Annotated in this window: 17 protein-coding genes; 7 read left to right on the top strand and 10 right to left on the bottom strand. The window is 72.3% G+C overall.

Annotated features, from left to right (window positions below):
• Nucleotides 1–154: 154 nt before the first annotated feature.
• Genes A4A78_RS04185 through A4A78_RS04170 form a run of 4 tightly spaced genes read right to left on the bottom strand, consistent with a single transcriptional unit; the run spans nucleotide 155 to nucleotide 5,482 of the window.
• Nucleotides 155–844, bottom strand: coding sequence for a sarcosine oxidase subunit gamma (locus tag A4A78_RS04185; RefSeq protein WP_082835175.1), 690 nt, complete (start codon nucleotides 842–844; stop codon nucleotides 155–157).
• Nucleotides 834–3,788, bottom strand: coding sequence for an FAD-dependent oxidoreductase (locus A4A78_RS04180; protein WP_062947132.1), 2,955 nt, complete (start codon nucleotides 3,786–3,788; stop codon nucleotides 834–836). Before A4A78_RS04180 ends, A4A78_RS04185 begins: the two co-directional genes overlap by 11 nt.
• A complete protein-coding gene (locus tag A4A78_RS04175) occupies nucleotides 3,781–4,230 on the bottom strand; it encodes a sarcosine oxidase subunit delta (protein ID WP_062947131.1) in 450 nt (149 codons plus the stop codon). The genes A4A78_RS04180 and A4A78_RS04175 overlap by 8 nt, the downstream gene beginning before the upstream one ends.
• A 34-nt stretch (nucleotides 4,231–4,264) precedes the next feature.
• Nucleotides 4,265–5,482, bottom strand: coding sequence for a sarcosine oxidase subunit beta family protein (locus A4A78_RS04170; RefSeq protein ID WP_062947130.1), 1,218 nt, complete (start codon nucleotides 5,480–5,482; stop codon nucleotides 4,265–4,267).
• 166 nt (nucleotides 5,483–5,648) lie between these two features.
• On the opposite strand from A4A78_RS04170, the gene A4A78_RS04165 reads away from it, so the two are divergent.
• From A4A78_RS04165 to A4A78_RS04135, 7 genes are all read left to right on the top strand, one after another.
• Complete coding sequence (locus A4A78_RS04165) at nucleotides 5,649–6,311, top strand: GntR family transcriptional regulator (protein ID WP_062947129.1); 663 nt, start codon at nucleotides 5,649–5,651, stop codon at nucleotides 6,309–6,311.
• A 266-nt stretch (nucleotides 6,312–6,577) separates the two neighbouring features.
• Nucleotides 6,578–7,936, top strand: coding sequence for an MFS transporter (locus A4A78_RS04160; RefSeq protein WP_062947128.1), 1,359 nt, complete (start codon nucleotides 6,578–6,580; stop codon nucleotides 7,934–7,936).
• 210 nt (nucleotides 7,937–8,146) lie between these two features.
• On the top strand, nucleotides 8,147–9,970 hold the full coding sequence (locus A4A78_RS04155) for a BCCT family transporter (RefSeq protein ID WP_062947127.1): 1,824 nt from the start codon (nucleotides 8,147–8,149) through the stop codon (nucleotides 9,968–9,970).
• A complete protein-coding gene (locus tag A4A78_RS04150) occupies nucleotides 9,967–10,905 on the top strand; it encodes a creatininase (RefSeq protein ID WP_231880827.1) in 939 nt (312 codons plus the stop codon). Before A4A78_RS04155 ends, A4A78_RS04150 begins: the two co-directional genes overlap by 4 nt.
• Before the next feature lie 262 nt (nucleotides 10,906–11,167).
• Nucleotides 11,168–12,418, top strand: a complete 1,251-nt coding sequence (locus A4A78_RS04145) for an aminopeptidase P family protein (protein WP_062947126.1) — start codon at nucleotides 11,168–11,170, stop codon at nucleotides 12,416–12,418.
• A 269-nt stretch (nucleotides 12,419–12,687) separates the two neighbouring features.
• The gene (locus tag A4A78_RS04140) at nucleotides 12,688–13,260 is read left to right on the top strand and encodes a cupin domain-containing protein (RefSeq protein WP_082835174.1); all 573 of its coding nucleotides are present in this window, start codon (nucleotides 12,688–12,690) and stop codon (nucleotides 13,258–13,260) included.
• Entirely contained in the window at nucleotides 13,257–14,048 is a 792-nt protein-coding gene (locus A4A78_RS04135; protein ID WP_062947125.1) for an IclR family transcriptional regulator, read from the top strand. Before A4A78_RS04140 ends, A4A78_RS04135 begins: the two co-directional genes overlap by 4 nt.
• Nucleotides 14,049–14,063: 15 nt before the next feature.
• On the opposite strand, the gene A4A78_RS04130 is transcribed toward A4A78_RS04135, so the two are convergent.
• The 6 genes from A4A78_RS04130 to A4A78_RS04105 all read right to left on the bottom strand — a co-directional run bounded on the left by A4A78_RS04130 (nucleotide 14,064) and on the right by A4A78_RS04105 (nucleotide 19,073).
• Nucleotides 14,064–14,903: an SDR family oxidoreductase gene (locus A4A78_RS04130; RefSeq protein WP_062947124.1), complete on the bottom strand. Its 840-nt coding sequence runs from the start codon at nucleotides 14,901–14,903 to the stop codon at nucleotides 14,064–14,066.
• Nucleotides 14,903–15,850 (bottom strand): ABC transporter substrate-binding protein, encoded by a 948-nt coding sequence (locus A4A78_RS04125; RefSeq protein WP_062947123.1) that lies wholly within the window; start codon nucleotides 15,848–15,850, stop codon nucleotides 14,903–14,905. Before A4A78_RS04125 ends, A4A78_RS04130 begins: the two co-directional genes overlap by 1 nt.
• 61 nt (nucleotides 15,851–15,911) lie before the next feature.
• Nucleotides 15,912–16,583, bottom strand: a complete 672-nt coding sequence (locus A4A78_RS04120; protein ID WP_062947122.1) for an ABC transporter permease — start codon at nucleotides 16,581–16,583, stop codon at nucleotides 15,912–15,914.
• Entirely contained in the window at nucleotides 16,580–17,230 is a 651-nt protein-coding gene (locus A4A78_RS04115; protein WP_062947121.1) for an ABC transporter permease, read from the bottom strand. Before A4A78_RS04115 ends, A4A78_RS04120 begins: the two co-directional genes overlap by 4 nt.
• Complete coding sequence (locus A4A78_RS04110) at nucleotides 17,227–18,147, bottom strand: ABC transporter ATP-binding protein (RefSeq protein ID WP_082835173.1); 921 nt, start codon at nucleotides 18,145–18,147, stop codon at nucleotides 17,227–17,229. The genes A4A78_RS04115 and A4A78_RS04110 overlap by 4 nt, the downstream gene beginning before the upstream one ends.
• A gap of 107 nt (nucleotides 18,148–18,254) precedes the next feature.
• Nucleotides 18,255–19,073 carry a class II glutamine amidotransferase gene (locus tag A4A78_RS04105; RefSeq protein WP_062947120.1) on the bottom strand — a complete coding sequence of 273 codons (819 nt, stop codon included), beginning with the start codon at nucleotides 19,071–19,073 and terminating at the stop codon, nucleotides 18,255–18,257.
• Nucleotides 19,074–19,105: the final 32 nt, after the last annotated feature.

Below are 19,105 nucleotides of genomic sequence, written 5' to 3'. Positions count from 1 at the left end.
CTGCCTCGTGAGCTGCGCGATGTCACGCCTCAACGACCGGGCGGTCGAACTGCCTGGTCACCGCGGCGCGGGGACTCCCTGGGAGCAGCCGGGCACGGCGCGAGGGGCCGACGGACAGATCCCGTCGGCCCCTCGCGCCGTGCCGCGCGCGAGCTCAGGCGTGCTGCGCGGGGCGCACCGAGCGCTGCGCGGACTCCTCCTCCGGGCAGGCGGAGCCGAGCTCCGTCATGCCGTCGACGAGCCAGCGCACCATGTGGTCCGCGAAGGAGGCGCGGGGCAGGATCCGCCAGGTCTCCTCGCCGCTGCGCACGAGCACCACCGGGATGGTGCTCAGCAGCGTCGCCTCGGCCCGGCCGACGCCGAACACGCGCGGGTGCAGGTCCAGCGCGACGCTCTTCTCGAGCACCTCGCGGGCACCGGGGCCGTCGAGCACCAGCACGGTGCGGTTGGCGGAGAGGTCCACGGCCTGTCCGGGGACCCCCTCCTCGAGCGCCTCCTGGTAGGGCGCCTCGACGCCGGGCTCCTGCCGGCGGGAGACGTCCACGGCGAGGAACTCGTCGGGCGCCAGGCGCAGGACGTGCAGGCCGTCCAGGTCGCCGGTCACCTCGCCGTGCGCCGTCGGCAGCGGCACGCCGAGCACGGACTCGAGCGCCGTCGCGCCCTGCTCACCGGGCACGGCCCGCAGGCCGATCTGCACGGCGAACTCGTGCTCGCGCAGAGTCACGGCGCGCGCCCCGGTGACGGCGGCGCCCTCCATCAGGTCGGTGAGATGGCGGGCGGGGGCCGCGCGCAGCGGCTCCAGGACGTCCATCGAGGGGGTCAGGGTGGTGCTGTCAGCCGTCACGGCGGGCTCCTTCGGGGTCGACGAGCACGGGAGAGGTGATGGTCAGGTCGATGATCCGGTCCCCCTGCGGGGAGCGGACCTTCTCGCCGATGCGGCCGAGGCCGCCGTCGACCAGGGCGAGCGCGAACGGCTGGTCGAGAGCCGCCGAGAGGTACGAGGAGGAGACCCAGCCGATCATCGGCACCGGACCGTCCTCGGGCGTGATCGGGGTGTCGGCGTCGACGATCTGCGCGCCCTCCTCGAGGCGCGTGGTGCCGTCGTCGCTGAGCAGGCCGACGAGCTGGCGGCGGTCCTCGCGCACGGAGTCCGGGCGGTCCAGGGACCGCTTGCCCACGAAGTCCTTCTTCTTCGCGCCGATGATCCACGACATGTTCGCGTCCTGCGGGGTGATCGTGCCGTCGGTGTCCTGTCCGACGATGATCAGGCCCTTCTCGGCGCGCAGCACGTGCATGGTCTCGGTGCCGTAGACGACGATGCCGAACTCCTGGCCGGCCTCGTGCACGGCCTCCCACACGGTCCGCCCGTAGAAGGCGTCGACGTTGATCTCGAAGGCGAGCTCGCCGGAGAACGAGATCCGCGGGATCCGGGCCGGGATGCCGTTGGACAGGACCGTGTCGCGGAACTCCATGAACCCGAACGCCTCCTGGGAGACGTCGAGGTCGGGGGCGACCTTCGCGATCACGTCGCGGGAGCGGGGACCGGCGACGGTGATCGTGGTCCACTGCTCGGTCACCGACGTCATGGCCACGTCCAACTCCGGCCACTCCGTCTGGTGCCACTCCTCGAGGTGGTCGAGCACCGCGGCGGCGCCCGAGGTCGTGGTGGTCATGAAGAAGTGGTCCTCGGCCACGCGCAGCGTGACGCCGTCGTCCATGATCATGCCGTCGGGCCCGCACATCACGCCGTAGCGGCCCTTGCCCACCGGCAGCTTGAGGAAGCCGTTGGTGTACATGCGGTTCAGGAACCGCGCCGCATCCGCGCCGCGGATCTCGATCTTGCCGAGGGTGGTGCCGTCCATCATGCCGACGGAGTCGCGCACGCCGGCGCACTCGCGCAGCACCGCCGCGTCCATGTCCTCCTCGCCCTGCGGGAAGTACCGCGGGCGCTTCCACTGGCCCACGTCCTCCCAGACGGCGCCGTGCTCGAGGTGCCACTGGTGGACGGAGGTGATGCGGGCGGGGTCGAACATCTGCCCGCGGCGGCGGCCGGCCAGCGCCGCGAAGCTCACCGGGGCGTAGGGCGCCCGGTAGGTGGTGGTGCCGATGCCGCCGAGGTCCTCCTCCCCCAGCAGCACGCTCATCACGCCGATCGCGGCGACGCCCGAGGTCTTGCCCTGGTCGGCGCCGGTGCTGATCGATGTGTAGCGCTTGACGTGCTCGACTGCGCGCATGCCCGCGCCCAGCGCACGCAGCACGTCGCGCACCGTCTGGTCGCGCTGCAGGTCCACGAAGTGCTCGCGCCAGCGCTCGGGGTCCTCGGTCGCCGCGGAGACGGGACCGCTGTCGGGGCTGGGCACGAGCCACAGCGGCCGGGCCGGTGCCACGGGCGCCGACGCCTCGGCCTGCGGGGCATTCGCCGAGACCGGGTGTCCGGCGGCGGTCGCGGCGGCGGCACCGGCCTCGGCGCCCTGGGAGAGGGCGCCCGCGAGGTCGGCGGTGCCGAGCACGGAGCCGGCCAGGTGCTGGTCCTCGACCGAGGGGACGGCGACGAACGAGGTCAGCGCCGCGTCGTACTGGATCCGGCCCTGGCGCTGGGAGTGCAGGTGCACGAGCGGGGAGAGCCCGCCGGAGACGGCCAGGAGGTCCGCGGCGACGGTCTCGACCTCGCCGGCGATCTCGCCGTCGGCGCCCAGCGGCGCGATCTGCACCGCGGTGAGGCGGTCCCCGTCGCCGCCGCCGACGGTGTCCACGACGGACCAGCCGAATCGGGCGTCGACGCCGGTCGCCTCGAGGACGGCCGCGGCGCGGGCGCTGGGCTCGGGGCGGGAGTCGAGCACGACGGGCAGGCGCACGCCCGCGTCGTGCAGATCCGCGACGAGCTCCCAGGCGGAGTCGTTCGTGGTCAGCACCGCGACGTCCTCGCCCGCGGCGACGCCGTAGCGGTTGAGGTAGGTCTGCACGGCCGCGGCGAGCATGACGCCCGGGCGGTCGTTGTGCGCGAACACGACGGGGCGGTCCATCGCGCCGGGGGCGAGCACGACCTGCTTCGCGCGGATGTGCCAGACGCGCTGGCGGGAGACGCCGGGGCGGCCGTCGTCCGCTCCCTCCGCGGGGAGTCCGAGGTGGTCGGTGCGCTTCTGCAGGGCGGTGATGTAGTTCGCGTCGTAGCTGCCGAAGACGTTCGTGCGCTCGAGCACGGTGACGTCCTCGGTGCGGCGCAGCTCGGCGACGGTCGCGTCGACCCAGTCCATGGCGTCCTGGTCGTCGATCCGCAGGCCCCGCGAGGACAGCAGCGAGCCGCCGGCGAGGGGCTGCTCGTCCAGCAGCATGACGCGGGCGCCGGAGCGGGCGGCCTCGCGGGCGGCGGCGAGCCCGGCGGGGCCGGCGCCGACGACGAGCACGTCGGTGTGGACGTGCTTGTGGTCGTAGTAGGCGTGGTCCTCGCGCGGGTCGAGCGTCCCGAGCCCGCTGAGCAGGCTCGCCTCGAGCCCGTCGACGGCCTCGACCGTGGTGGCCGGGAGCATCGACTCGTCGACCCCGTCCTCCCGTCGGTCGTGGACCGTGATCAGGGCGTTGGTCTCCTCGAGGCCGGCGGCCATGAGGCCGCGGGGGCGGGCGAGGTAGATCGAGGGGGCCACGGCCAGGCGGCCGGCGGCCAGCAGGGCGCTGGCGACGGTGTCGCCGGCGAGCGCGGGCAGCGTCTCGCCCTCGACCGTGAGGGTCAGGGGCCGTGCGGGGTCGACCCCGTGGGCGGGGCCGCGGCGGGGGGTCTGGTTCTCAGGCATGGTCGTCCTCGTTCCCGGTGCGAGCCTCGGGGGCAGGGGTGGAGCCGTCGGCGGCGCTGCCGGCGGCGGAGGGATCGGCGACGGAGCCGTCGGTGCGTCCCTCGGTGGTGGTCATCGACGCGAAGCGGTCCGGCTCGGCGGCGTCGGCCAGCACCTTCTGGGGCTCCGGCAGGTCGGGGCGCGGGGAGCCCATCGGGTAGATGCGCTCGAAGCGGTAGGTGCGGGTGTCGCGCAGGGCGTTGAACCACTTGCGGCAGCCGGCCGAGTGCTGCCAGCGCTCGGCGAGGATGCCCTTGGTGTTGGCGCGGTAGAAGAGGTAGCGGGACCACTCGCGGTCGTCGAGGGCCGAGGGGTCCTCGGGGTAGGGCACGTGGGCCTCGCCGCCGTAGTGGAACTCGACCTCGTTGCGGGGTCCGCAGTGGGGGCAGTCGATGAGGAGCATGGTGGCCTCCTGGGGTCGTGGCGCCGGGGCGCGGTCAGTGGGCGACGCCGGCGGCGCCGTGCTCGTCGATGAGGTGGCCCGTCTCGAAGCGGTCGAGGGTGAAGGGCGTGTTGATCTCGTGCGGCTCGTCGTGCGCGATCGTGTGCGCGAGGGCGAAGCCGGCGCCGGGGGTGGCCTTGAAGCCGCCGGTGCCCCAGCCGCAGTTGACGTACAGCTGGTCCACCTCGGTCTTCGAGATGATCGGCGAGGCGTCGGCGGTGACGTCGACGATCCCGCCCCAGGTGCGCAGCACGCGGGCCCGGGAGAAGATCGGGAAGAGCTCCACGGCGGCGGCGAGCTGGTCCTCGACGACGTGGAAGGCGCCGCGCTGGCCGTAGCCGTTGTACTGGTCCACGCCCGCGCCCATCACGAGCTCGCCCTTGTGGGCCTGGGAGACGTAGACGTGGACGTGGTTGCTCATCACGACGGCGGGGTGGACGGGCTCGAACAGCTCGCTGACCAGGGCCTGGAGGGGGCGGGACTGGACGGGCAGGCGCACCCCGGCGGTCTCGGAGACCTCGGTGGAGTGTCCGGCCGCGGCGAGCGCGACCTTCCCGGCGTTGATCCGGCCACGGGTCGTCTCGACGCCGACGGCGCGGCCGTTCTCGACGATCACCTCGGTGACCTCGCAGTTCTGGATGATGTGCACGCCCATCTCGTCGGCCTTGCGGGCGAGCGCCCAGGCGACGTGGTCGTGCTTGGCGATGCCGGCGCGGGGCTGGTAGGTGCCGCCGAGGACGGGATAGCGGATGTCCTCGGAGATGTTGAGGATCGGCACGACCTCCTTGACCTGCTTCGGGTCGAGCCACTCGGCGTCCACGCCGTTGAGCTTGTTGGCGTTGACGCGGCGGACGGAGCCGCGCACGTCGCCGAGGGTGTGGTCGAGGTTGAGCACGCCGCGCTGGCTGAACAGGAAGTCGTACTCGAGCTCCTCGGGCAGCTGCTCCCACAGCTTCAGCGAGGCCTCGTAGATCATCGCCGACTCGTCCCACAGGTAGTTCGAGCGGATGATCGTGGTGTTGCGGGCCATGTTGCCGCCGGCCAGCCAGCCGCGCTCGAGCACGGCGACGTTGGTGATGCCGTGGCGCGAGGCCAGGTAGTAGGCGGCCGCGAGGCCGTGACCGCCGCCGCCGACGATCACGACGTCGTAGCCGGACTTCGGCTCGGGCGAGTGCCACAGGAATTCGGGGTGCTCGGGAAGAAGGTCGGCCATGGAGGGTTCCTTCGCAGAGGGGGACCGGGCGCTCCCGTCGTCGGGGGCGGGCCGGGTGGACTGTGTGTCGACCAGTCGACTGTGACTGATATATCACTTGTCGCTCACTGTAGGGTGGGTCACATCCGGTGTCAATCCCGGCCGCCCCCGATGCTCAGGAGCAGAGATGACCACGTCCCTCGGCACCTCGCCCGCCTCGCTCGCCGAGCAGGCGTACCTGGCCCTCCGCGACCGACTGATCATGCTCGAGATCGCCCCGGGCGAGCCGCTCCAGGAGGGACGGATCGCCGAGGAGCTCGGCGTGGGCCGCACCCCGGTGCGCGAGGCGATCAAGCATCTCGAGCTCGACCATCTCGTGGTCACCTATCCGCGCCGCGGCACCTTCGCCACCACGGTCGACATCACGGCGCTGGCTGCGATCACCCAGGTGCGCGCGGCGCTCGAGCCGGTCGCGGTCCGCGCCGCGGCCGCGAACCAGGACCCCTCGGCCCGCGCCGCCCTCGAGGAGTCGCTGCGCTCCCTCGACGCGCTCGAGGCCGGCCCCGAGGCCGCGGACCCGCGCCATGCCCTGCAGGTCGACGTCGGCGTGCACCGCGCGATCTACCGCGCCTGCGGGAACGTCTACCTCGCCGAGACGCTGCTGCGCCTGGACAACCTCTCCACCCGCATCTGGTGCGTGGCGATGCACCGCCTGCCGGGCCTGACCTCGCACGTCACCGAGCTGCGGGAGATGCTCGACGCGATGCTCGCGGGGGACGACGACCGCGCCGCCGAGCTCGTCGCGCAGCACGTCGCGGAGTTCGAGTCCTCCATCCGCACGGTGCTCTGAGGGGGAGGGCGGGCCGGGGCGCACGCGTCCGCGGCCGAGGCTCACGCGTCCGCGGCCGGGGAGCACCCGTCCGCGGCCGCGCCGCATCACGAGACGCTCACGGCCCGCCGACCCCCTTGACGTGACCCAGCCCACAGGGCACTCTGGCAACTCGGTTGTACTGAACGCAACGCGCACGCTCGCCGTCGCGCACCCCTCCCCGCGTCGCGCTCCGAGCGGGCCGACGCCTCCGACCTCCCAACGGCGGGAGGAAGACAGGAGTCCCCATGTCCAGCACTCCCTCCCATGCGACCGCGGCCGCGGCGACGCGGCTCGAGCGCGGCCAGGTCAGACTGACGCTCAGCACCGTCGGCCTGGGCACCTTCATCGAGTGGTTCGAGTACGCGAGCTACGCCTATCTCGCCACCACCATAGCCCAGGTGTTCTTCCCGAGCACCGACCCGGGCATCGCGCTGATGCAGACCTTCGGCGTCTTCGCGCTCTCCTTCCTGGTCCGACCGATCGGCGGGCTGTTCTGGGGCCACTTCGGCGACAAGATCGGCCCGAAGCGCACGCTCACCCTCACGATCGTGGGCATGGGGCTGGCGACCTTCACCATCGGCGTGCTGCCCGGCTACGCCACGATCGGGCTCGCCGCCCCGATCCTGCTGCTCGCGGCCCGGATGCTGCAGAGCTTCTGCGCCGCGGGCGAGTACTCGGGCGCGGCGGTGCTGCTGGCCGAGCACGCGCCGGCGCACAAGCGCGCCCGCTGGGTCTCGACCGTGCCGATCGCGACCTCGGCCGGCTTCCTCGGCGCCTCGGTGATGGCCTCGCTGCTGAACGGCCTGCTGCCCGAGGAGGCCGTGCAGGAGTGGGGCTGGAGGATCCCGTTCCTCGCCGCGGCGGTGCTCACGATCGTGGTGCGCTGGATCCGCCGCAGGGTCTCCGACTCGCCCGTGCGCGAGCAGATGGAGAAGGAGGAGGCGGTCGCGACCGCGCCGCTGTTCGAGCTGATCAAGGACCACTGGCCCTCGATGCTGCGGATGCTCTTCATCATGGCCGTGAACGCGAGCGGCTACTACCTGGTGCTCACCTACATGGCCACCTACATCGAGGTCGAGCTGGGGCTGACGGCCTTCCAGTCCAGCCTGATCCTCTCGCTCGCGCTGGTGCTCTACCTGCCGCTGATCTTCGTGGGCGCCTGGCTCTCGGACACCTTCGGCAGGCGTCGACTGCTGCTGATCAACGCGATCGGGTTCATCCTGCTGAGCTACCCGGCCTTCGTGCTGCTGGGACAGTCCGGCTTCCTCGGCGTGCTGCTGATCCAGATCTCGCTGGTGGCGCTGTTCAGCCTCAACGACTCGACCTTCGCCGTCTACTTCGTCGAGGCGGTGCCGCCGCAGGTGCGCCTCTCCGGCTTCGCGATCCCCTTCAACTTCGGCAACGCGATCTTCGGCGGCACCGCGCCGTTCATCGCGACCTGGCTGATCTCGGTCACGGACAACTCGTACTCGCCGGCCTTCCTCATCATGGGGCTCTCGCTTCTCGGGCTGGTCGCGCTGATCCTCCAGGGCGACTCGTACGATCCGAAGGCCGCCCGGGAACGGGCCGCCCGCGAGGAGCAGGAGCAGCTCGCCGCCTCCTGAGCGCCCGACGCGTCGTGGGGGCGCCTCACGGGCGCCGCGCGGCGCGCCGCGTCCCAGAACCCCCTTGACTGTGACCGCCGCCACGTGAATGATTGGGCAACCGCGTTGCCCTCAACGCAACAGTGCAGGGGAGCCAGTTCCGCGGACCGTCGAGCGATCGAGGACGATCGCCGTCGGCCCGGCCGCACCGACCATCCCGAGGGGTGTCCCATGACGACCACAGAGACGAACCAGCCCGGCGCCGAGGACCCGTCCTCGCCCCCTGACCCGGGGAGCGGCGACGGCGCGACCGGTACGCCCGACGGCGCCTCCCGCGCCGATGAGCGCACCGTCGACCTCCCCCGCTTCCGCGGATTCCAGATCCCGGCGCTGGACCGAGCGATCATCATGGCGCTGCCGCCGCTGCTGATCGTCGGCGTCGTCATCGCAGTGATCCTCGCGCCCGACGCCTCCGCGAACCTCATCTCGAACCTGCGCTCGTTCGTCACCGGCGGGTTCACCTGGTGGTTCGTGCTCTACTCGCTGATCGCGGTGGCGGTGTGCGTATGGCTGTGCATCAGCCCGCTGGGCCGCATCCGCCTGGGCGGCCCGAAGGCCCGGCCGGCCCACGGCAACTTCGCCTGGTACTCGATGCTCTTCGCCTGCGGGCAGGGCGTGGGCCTGATCTTCTGGTCCCTCGCCGAGCCGATGATGCTGCGCGACGGCGCCCCGGTCGCCTCGGACATGGGCAACGCCGGCCAGTCCGGCATCATCTGGACCTACTTCCACTGGGGCCCCACCGCCTGGGCGATGTACTGCGTGGTCGCGATCTGCCTGGCCTACTCGCACCACAACCTCGGCAAGACCCTCACCTTCCGCGAGGCGACCGTCGACCTCCTCCCCGCCGCCGCGCGCCGACCCGCCGGCGTCGTGATCGAGCTGCTCGCGATCATCGCGACCGTGCTGGGCCTGGCGACCTCCTTCGGCTTCGCGGCGATGCAGTTCACCTCGGGCCTGAACACCGTCACCGGCATCGCCTCCGGCCCCATGGTCTGGATGATCGTGATCGTCGTGCTCGGCGCGCTCACCGCCGTCTCCGCCTTCATGGGCGTGAACAAGGGCATGAAGCGCATCAGCGAGCTGAACTCCGTGCTCAGCATCGTGCTGGTGGTCGGCGTGTTCGTCTTCGGGCCGACGATCTTCATCCTCTCGAACATGTTCCAGACCTTCGGCGGCTTCTTCGCCTCCTTCCCGGCCATGAGCTTCTGGACCGAGGCCGAGACCGCCGGCAGCGGAGCGCCCTGGGACGAGCTCTGGAACGGCCCGTGGACCGTGTTCATCTGGTGCTGGGTGATCGCGTTCTCGCCCTTCGTCGCCGGCTTCATCGCCCGGATCTCCCGCGGCCGCACGATCCGCGAGTTCGTGCTCGGCGTGACGATCGTGCCCTCGCTGATCGTGATGGTGTGGACCGCGGTCATCGCCTCGGCGGGCATCCGCTACGACGACCAGAACGGCCTGGTGATCTCCGAGGCCGTGAACGAGGACCTCTCGGTGGCGCTGTTCCGGATGCTGGAGATGGTGCCGGGCATCGGCATCTTCCTCATCATCGCGGCGACCGTGCTGGTCGCGACCTACTACGTGACCAGCCTCGACTCCGGCACCTATGCGCTGGCGGAGTTCGTCTCGGCCCCGAAGAAGTCCGGACCCCTGTTCCGCGTGGTGCTCGTGGTCTCGATCGCGACCGTCGCGGCGGTGCTGCTGTCCCTCGGCGGCGCGGCCGTGGTGGACACCGTCCAGACCGGCACGATCATCGGCGCCTTCCCCTTCTCCTTCGTGATCATCCTGATGATCGTGAACCTGATCCGGCGCCTGCGCACCCGCAACGCCGCGGTCGTGCGGGCGGAGCGGGAGATCAACGACCCCGAGCCCCGTCCCGAGGACGAGTTCGTCGACGAGGACGGGATCCCCGACCCCAAGCGCGGCGTCGGCGAGGGCACCTTCGTGCCCCCGCAGACGTTCCACCGCCACGACGACCGAAGGGACGACTACCGATGACAGAGCCCTCCGCCCCCGACGCCCCGTCGCCCGACTCCTCCTCGCTCGGGCAGGCGCAGACAGGCGCCGCACGGCCCGGCCCGGCGCCGGCCGGAGCGCCGCCGGCCGGAGCCCCGTCGGTCGGAGCTCCGCCGACCGGGACCCCGTCGGCCGACGAGCCCGCCCGCACCGTGCGCCTGGCGACGATGACCGCCCGGGAGTACGAGGAGTGGGTGGGCGGCGGGAGCGCCGTCGCGATCCTGCCCACCGGGGCGTTCGAGCAGCACGGCCCGCACCTGCCGCTGGGGACCGACGCGATCCTCTCCACGGCGGTCGCGACCGCGGTCGCCGAGCAGACCGGGGCGAAGGTGCTCGAGCCGTTCACCCTGGGGTACAAGTCCCAGCAGCGCTCGGGCGGCGGGAACCACCTGCACGGCACGCTCAGCCTCGACGCCGATGCGCTCATCGCCCAGGCGCGCCAGCTGATCCGGGGCCTGCTCGCCCAGGGCGTGCGGCACGTGGTGGTGCTCAACGGCCACTACGAGAACACGCAGTTCCTCTACGAGGGCGCGGACCTGGCGCTGCGCGACCTGGGCCTGGCCCCGGGCGCGGAGCAGTCGGTGATGCTGCTGTCCTACTGGGACTACGTCTCCGCGCCGACGCTCGAGGTGGTCTACCCGGGCGGGTTCCCCGGCTGGGACGTGGAGCACGGCGGGGTGCTGGAGACCGCGCTGCTGCTGCACCTGCGGCCGGAGCTGGTGCACATGGACCGCGCGGTGAGCCATCCGCCCGCCGCGCCGTACCGCTTCGACCGCCTGCCGGTCGTGCCCGAGCGGACGCCGGGGACCGGCTGTCTCTCGGCGCCCGACGGCGCGAGCGCCGAGAAGGGCGAGCTGCTGTTCACGCAGACCGTCGAGGATCTCGCGGCAGAGCTGCGCGCCGAGCTCGGCCTCTGAACCGGGCCTGCCCCGCCCGGCGTCCACCACGAGCGCGGGGCGGGGCTCGTCGTCCCCCGGACCACCGGGCGGCCCCGTCGACCCCGTCGGCCCCGTCGGCCTGCCGCACCCTCCCCGCCGCCACACCGCCACGGGTGCGGGAACTGCTTCCCCGAACCGCTTGACGTGACGCCCCTCACGCGCAACACTGACGCAACCGGGTTGCACTCAAGACAACCATCAAGGCCACATCCCGTGCCGTGCCCCGTCGAAGGAGACGATCATGACCGCGACCACCGCAACCTCCGTCAACGACCTCGAGCGCCTCAAGGTCCTCCACAACGGCGAGAAGCAGAAGCTGACCTTCTCCGACGCCGAGTTCGAGCGCCGCCTGAGCGGCCTGCGCAGGATCATGGCCGAGAAGAACCTCGACGCCGTGATCCTCACCAGCTACCAGGGCATCAAGTACTACTCGGACTTCCTGTTCACGTACTTCGGCCGCTCCTACGGCATGGTCGTCACCGCCGACGACACCTGCACCATCACCGCGAACATCGACGCGGGCATGCCCTGGCGCACCAGCTACGGCGAGAACATCGTCTACACCGACTGGAACCGCGACAACTTCTACTACGCGCTCCAGCAGGCCCTCGCCCAGCGCGGGATCACCGACCCCAAGCGCCTGGGCATCGAGGACGACACCGTCTCGCTGCAGATCCTCCGCCGCCTCCAGGACGCCTTCCCCGGCGCCGAGCTGATCGACGTCTCCCAGGACGCGATGCGCCAGCGCATGATCAAGTCCGCCGAGGAGATCGCGGTGATCAAGGAGAGCGCCCGGATCGGCGACATCGGCGGCGAGGCGATCAAGAACGCCGTCCACGCCGGTGTGCAGGAGTTCGAGGTCGCGCTGGCCGGCACCGAGGCCATGACCCGCGAGATCGCGAAGACCTTCCCGCACCGCGAGGTGCGCGACACCTGGGTGTGGTTCCAGTCCGGCATCAACACCGACGGCGCCCACAACTGGGCCACCACGCGGAAGGTGCAGGAGCACGACATCCTGTCGCTGAACGCCTTCCCGATGCCCACCGGCTACTACACGGCCCTCGAGCGCACGCTGTTCTTCGGCGAGCCCGACGAGGAGTCGCTGCGCCTGTGGAACATCAACGTCGAGGTGCACCGCGCCGGCATCGAGCTGATCAAGCCCGGCGCCGTGTGCAAGGACATCGCCCATGAGCTGAACAAGATCTACATCGGCCACGGCCTGCTGCCGAACCGCACCTTCGGCTACGGCCACTCCTTCGGCGTCCTCTCGCACTACTACGGCCGTGAGGCCGGCCTGGAGCTGCGCGAGGACATCGACACCGTGCTCGAGCCGGGCATGGTCGTCTCGATGGAGCCGATGATCACCGTGCCCGAGGGGCAGCCCGGCGCGGGCGGCTACCGCGAGCATGACATCCTCGTGGTCGGCGAGGACGGCGCGGAGAACATCACGAAGTTCCCCTTCGGGCCGGAGCACAACATCATCCCGGCCTGATCAGGCACAGGGGACGCCGGCCGGCATCACCGCACCCGCGGACGATGCCGGCCGGCGTCCTCGTCCCCGCCGCACCTGACCGGGCCGGCCCGTGCTTCCCCGACCCGAGCCGAGCCGAGCCGAGCCGAGCCGAGCGGCATGATCGGTCATGGTCGGTCGAGGGCGCTGGGCGTGCCACTGCGCCTATATAGGCGTACTGGTACGCCCTGCGCCACCTCTCGACCATCTTCACCGCCTCCCGGCCCGATCCCCGACCCCAGGAGCCCCGCATGAGCAGCCCGGAGACACCGCAGCCCCGGCCCGACGCCCCCGACCTGCCGGACGGCCCCGTCGAGCGAGCGGGCGTGCACGAGTTCGCGCACACCCTCCACGAGGGCGCCGGCGACCTGCGCATCCGCCATCACTTCGCCGACAGCTCGCAGCTGCCCGTCGCGCTGCAGACCTGGACCCTCGCCCCGGGCGCCTACGAGGGCATGCACGCCCATGACGAGCCGGCGCTCGAGGAGATCTACCTGGTCCTCTCCGGACGGGCCCGCATCCGCCAGGAGGGCGAGACGCATCTGCTGGGTCCCGGGGATGCGCTGCGCGCCCCGGCCGGCATCGAGCACGACCTGGCCTGCGAGGGCGACGAGCCGCTGCAGGTGCTCGTGGCATGGGGGCCGACGGGGAACTTCGACATGAGCGGCTTCGGCTCGTACCGCAAGGCCCTCGCCGCCCGCGACGCCACGTCGGCCGATCGCGGTGCGGCGTCACCTGGCGGCGGCGCCTCGTCGGCCGATCGTGCCGTGGCTCCCGCCGACCGAGCCCCCGGGAACGACAGCGCCGATAGGATCCGAGGATGACCAGCACCAACGAGCAGGAGCGCACCGAGAGCGGCCGCGGCGCCTCCGTCATCGTCAACGTCCTGCGGATCATCCGCTGCTTCACCGTGGAGCATCCGCAGCAGGGCGTCACCGAGATCGCGGAGCAGGTCGGCCTGCACAAGTCGAGCGTCTCGCGGATCCTGTCGACCCTCGAGCAGGAGCGGGTGGTCGAGCGCGACGAGGCCTCCCGACGCTACCGGCTGGGCCTCGGCCTGATCGCCGTGGCCGGGCCGCTGCTCGCGGAGCTCGACGTGCGCCGGGTCGCGCTCGAGGACCTGCAGGACCTCGCCGAGCGCACCGGGGAGACCTCCGCGCTCGCGGTCTGGAACGGCGCGGCGTCGGTGACGGTGGAGCAGGTCCCGAGCCGCCATCAGATCAAGCACACCTCGGTGCTCGGCAGCCACTACCGCACGGCGCTGAGCTCGACCGTGCAGGTGCTCCTCGCAGCCCTCGAGCCCGCCGAAGCGGAGGCCCTGGTCGTTGCCGGCACGATCCGGCTCGAGGAGGGCTGGGAGACCGGCGACTACATGGAGCGGCTCGCCAGGGTGCGGGAGCAGGGGTACGCGCTCAACGACCGCGAGACCTCCGAGGACGAGGTCTCCCTCTCCGCGCCGGTGCGTGACCACCGCGGGGAGGTCGCCGGCGCCGTGCTGCTCGCGGCGCCGTTCTACCGCGCCGGGGCCGAGCAGCTCCCGCAGCTCGCCGCCCGGACCCGTGCCGCGGCCGACGCGATCTCGCGCCGGCTCGGCGCGGCGAGCCAGGGCTGAGGAGCCCTCCCCCGCTCACAGCGGGTCGGCGACCGCCTCCTCGAGGCCGAGCGGCGCCCGCCCCAGGACCTCCTGAACGTGCCCGGAGACGAGGTCGAGCTCGCCGTCGCGGATCGCGGTGTAGGTGCTGATCCACGCCTCGACCTGCCAGTCCGGTGCACCGTAGGGGGCGCGGGAGGCGCGGGCCTCGGCTATCGACTCGTCGACGTACTCGTACTCCTCCCCCGCCGCGCGCGTCATCAGCAGCGCCGCCTCGGCGAGGCTGACCGCGACCGGACCGGTCAGGTCCAGCGCCCTCCCGGCGTAGGGGGCGGGGTCGCGCAGGATCCGGGCGGCGACCTCGGCCACGTCGCGGCGGGCGACGAAGGCGCAGCGGCCCGTGCCGCCCGGGCCGCGGATCACCCGGTCGTCCCCGGCGAAGTCGAGCAGCACGTCGGCGTAGAAGCTGTCACGCAGGAACGTCCAGGCCATCCCCGAGCCGCGCAGCATCTCCTCGGTAGCGCCGTGGTCGCGGGCGAGGGTGAAGCCGGCGTCGTCGGACGCGCCGAGGAAGGACGTGTAGACCACGTGCCGCACCCCGGCGCGGGCCGCGGCGTCGATCGCGGTGCGGTGCTGGTCGAGCCGGTCCTCGGCCTCCCCGGCGGAGACCAGCAGCAGCGCGTCGGCCCCGTCGAAGGCGGCGGCGCAGGCGTCCGCGTCGCCGAAACCGGCCTGCGCCTGCTCGACGCCCTCGAGCGCGGGGAGGCGCTCGAGGCTCCGGCCGACCAGGCGCAGCGTGATCCCGGGCGCCCCGTGGAGCAGGCGGGCGACCTCGCCGCCCACCTTCCCGCTCGCGCCGGTGACGACGATGCGCATCAGAGCAGGCCCTTCTCGGTCAGCCAGCCGGTGGCGATGTCGGCGCTGGAGGCCTGGTCCACGACGCTCTGCCGGTTCAGCTCGACGAGGTCGTCGGCGCTGAGCTCGGCGATCACTCCCTCGATCGCCTCGGCCGCCTGCTCGTCGATCTTCTCGGAGACGACGGGGACCACGTTCTGCGGCAGGATCATCGACTCGGGGTCCTCGAGCACCACCAGGTCGTTCTCGGCGATGGAGGGATCGGCGCTGTAGATGTCGGCGAGCTGGACGTCCCCGTCCAGGAGGGCCTGGACGGTCAGCGGACCTCCGGAGTCCTCCACGGGCACCACGGCGATGTCGACGTCGTACACCGCCTTCGCGCCCTCGGGGCCGTAGGGCCGCGTCTCGAACTCGCTGTTCGCGGCGATCTTCAGGTCCTCCTCGACGCCTGCGAGGTCGCCGATCGCGCTGAGGGAGTGCGTGGAGGCGAAGTCGGAGGTGGTGGTGTAGGAGTCCTGGTCGGAGGCCTCGGCGAAGGAGAGCACGCGCAGCCCCTCCGGCAGGGCCTCCTCGAGGGAGGAGCTGATCTCCTCGGGGCTCGCGGAGCCCGCGTCGGGCTGGTAGTGCTGCAGGAGGTTCCCGAGGTACTCGGGCAGCAGGTCCAGCGACCCGGCCTCGAGCTCGGGCATGTACACCTCGCGCTGGCCGATCTGGTACTGGCGGTCGACGGTGAATCCCGCCTTCTCGAGCACCTGCGCGAACAGCTCGGCGATGATCTCGTTGGAGTAGTAGGCCTGGGAGCCGATGGCGAGCGTGCCCGCGGGGACCTCGCCGCCGCCGTCGGAGCCGGCGGAGCCGGAGCCCTCCTCCTCGAAGGGGTCGGAGCTGCCGCAGGCCGCGGCGCCGAGGGCGAGCCCGCCCGCGCCGAGGGTGCCCAGCAGGTGACGACGGGTGCTGTGGATGCTCATGAGGGTTCTCCTGGGAGGTGAGGTCGGACGGAGCGTGCGGCGGGGAGGGAACGGTCGGGACTCATGCGGCGGCCGTCCCGCGCGGTGCGGTCGCGCGCTGGAGCAGCAGCAGGGCCAGGTCGAGCACGAGGGCGAGCACGATGACCAGCAGTGACCCGGCGATCATCTGCGGATAGTCCTGGGAGCCGAGGCCCTGGAAGATGTATCGGCCCAGGCCGCCGCTGCCCACATAGGCGGCGAGCATGGCGGTGGCGACGACCTGCACGGTCGCGCCGCGAACCCCGCCCACTAGCAGCGGCATCCCCAGCGGGAGCTCGACCCGGGTGAGGATCTGCCATTCGGTCATGCCCTGGGCGCGGGCGGCGTCGACGGTGGCGGGGTCCGCCGATTCGACGGCGGAGTAGGCCCCGGCCAGCAGCGACGGGATCGCGAGGATCACGAAGGAGAGCAGCGGCGCGGTGAGCCCGATCCCGACCAGCAGCGCGAACAGGGTCACCAGGCCCAGGGTGGGCAGGGCGCGGGCCGCGCCCGCGGCGCCGACGGCGAGGCCCTTGAACCGGCCGGTGTGGCCGACGTACAGCCCGACGGGGACGGCGATCAGCGCAGCGACCAGCACGCCGAGCGCTGTGTAGCCGAGGTGCTCGGCGGTGCGCAGGGGGATCCCGGACGGCCCGGTCCAGCGCGCCGGGTCGGAAAGCCACTCGAAGGCTCCGAGGAAGGGGTTCTCGTTCACGGCCTGCTCCCCTCCCGTCCGCGGTGCCAGGGCATCAGCAGGCGGCCCAGCAGCACCAGCAGCGCATCGGTGAGCAGCGCGAGGGCGGCGGTCGCGACGACGCCGGCGGCGATCTCTGCGACGATCCCTCGCCGCACCCCGTCCACGAACAGCATCCCCAGGCTCGGCACGCCGAGCACACCGCCGACGGTGACCAGCGAGATCGTGCTGACCGCGACGACCCGCACCCCGCCCAGCAGCACCGGTCCGGCCAGCGGCAGCTCGACCTGCCAGAAGCGGGCGGCCGGGGCGTAGCCCTGCGCGGTCGCGGAGCCGAGCACGTCGCGGGAGACGGAGCGGAAGCCGTCGGAGGCGGTGGGGACCATGAGCGCGAGGCCGTAGAGGGTCAGGGCGACGACGATGTTCAGCGGACTGCGCACGCCGGTGCCGATCAGCCCGGGCAGCAGCACGAACAGCGGCAGGGACGGGATCGCGTACATCAGCCCGGAGGTGGTGGTCACGCCGGTGCGCAGCCAGCCGCGGGAGTTCGCGAGCTTCGCCAGCGGCAGGGAGAGCGCGAAGGCGAGCAGGATCGGCGGCAGCGCCTGGACCAGGTGCGCGCCGGTGTATCCCGCGATCACGTCGAGATTGTCGAGGACCCAGCTCACCGGAGCGGCTCCTGCCCGCGGTCGCCCTCATGGCCCCCGTCGGCCCGATGCGAGCCGGTCCCGCGCGAGCCGGCCCCGCTCGAGCCATTCCCGCCACCTGCGGGGGCGCCGGCGAGCACCCCGGCGGCGCGCCCGTCCGCGTCGACGACGACGTCGCGGCCGTCGACGCGCTCGACGTGCAGGGTGCGGGCGCCGCGGTCCGCGCCGACGAAGCTGGCCACGAAGTCGTCGGCCGGGTCGGCGAGGATCTCCTGCGGGGTGCCGACCTGGGCGATCCGGCCGCCGGGGCGGAGGATCACGACGCGGTCGCCGATGCGGAAGGCCTCGTCGATGTCGTGGGTGACGAAGACGATCGTCTTGCGCAGATCGCGCTGGAGGCGCTGCAGCTCGCTCTGCAGCTCCTCGCGCACGATCGGGTCGACGGCGCCGAAGGGCTCGTCCATGAGCAGGATGTTCGGGTCGGCGGCGAGGCCGCGGGCGACGCCGACGCGCTGCTGCTGGCCGCCGGAGAGCTGGGCGGGATAGCGGGAGGCGAGCTCCGGGTCCAGGCCCACGGTGTCCATGAGCTCGCGGGCCCGCTCGCGCGCCTCGCCCTTCGCGGTGCCGCGCAGCACGGGGACGGTGGTGATGTTGTCCAGCACGGTGCGGTGGGGCAGCAGGCCCGAGGCCTGCATGACGTAGCCGATGGAGCGGCGCAGCGCGACGGGATCCATCCCCGCGACGTCCTCGCCGTCGATCGTGACCCGCCCGGAGGTGGGGTCGACCATGCGGTTGATCATGCGCATGAGGGTGGTCTTGCCGGAGCCGGAGGTGCCCACGAGCGCGATCGCCTCGTGGGAGGCGATCTCGAGGGTGAAGTCCTCGACCGCGAGCGTGCCGCCCGGATACTCCTTGCGGACGTTCTCGAAACCGATCACGGGGCCTCCCAGGGCGGTCGGGCCGACGAGCTGTCACTGCCGGAGAGACCAACCCTATCGAGTGGCCCGACGCGCGGGGTCGCGCCAGGCCGTTCGGTCTGCCGCGTTCACCGACCCAGCGGCGGATGCTCCTCGACGCGGAGGCTGCCGCGGTGCACGGTCAGCGCCGCCCCCTGTGCGAGGGTCGCGAAGCCCGCCTGCGGGTAGCCGGTCGAGGAGACGAGCACCCGGTCGTGGTCGGCGCGCCAGCGCAGGTCGTACACCTCCGCCGGCTGATCGGCCGGGGCCTGGGGCGGGTCGTGCTGGGCGAAGGCGACGAGCGTGCCGGGCGTAGTGAGCAGGCAGTTCAGCGACTCGGGCGGGCGGCCGAAAAGCTCCGTGGTCAGTGCGGTGAGCTCGGCGGCCGCGTGCTGGATCGCGAGCGCCCAGTCAGTCTGCCCCTCCCGCGGCGAGAGCTCGCCCGCCCAGGCGGTGACCAGCGAGAGGAACAGCTCGGAGTCGGTGGTGCCGAGCGGGGCGCGGCCGCCGCGGGCGAGGATCCGCTCGCGCAGCTCGTCGGAAAGGTCGAACTGGCCGTTGTGGCTGAAGGTCATCTCCCCCTCGACGAAGGGGTGGGTGTTCTCGGGGGTCAGCGCGAGGCCCACGCTCGCCCGTCGCAGGTGCACCACGATCACCTCGCCGCGCGCCTCCGCGACCGCCTCCCCGTAGTCGTTCGAGGCGAGAGCGGTGTCGGTGCCGCGGCGCAGCAGCGGGAGCATCGGGGCGGGGTCGTCGCCCCCGTCGGCCCCCGTGCCCGCGGGATAGGAGGCCACGCCCCAGCCATCCTTGTGCCGCTCGGAGAGCGCCGTGAACAGCGGCAGCTCGCCGGGCACCGCCTCGGGCAGCGGAAGCGCGCCGCGGGAGACGACGCCGAGCAGACGACACATGGGAAAGACCTTCCGGGAGGGGACGAGGACGG

Origin of the sequence: Brachybacterium sp. sponge, from assembly GCF_001613775.1 — a bacterium.
GTDB lineage: Bacteria > Actinomycetota > Actinomycetes > Actinomycetales > Dermabacteraceae > Brachybacterium > Brachybacterium conglomeratum.
This window is presented reverse-complemented; position numbering and strand designations above follow the sequence as displayed.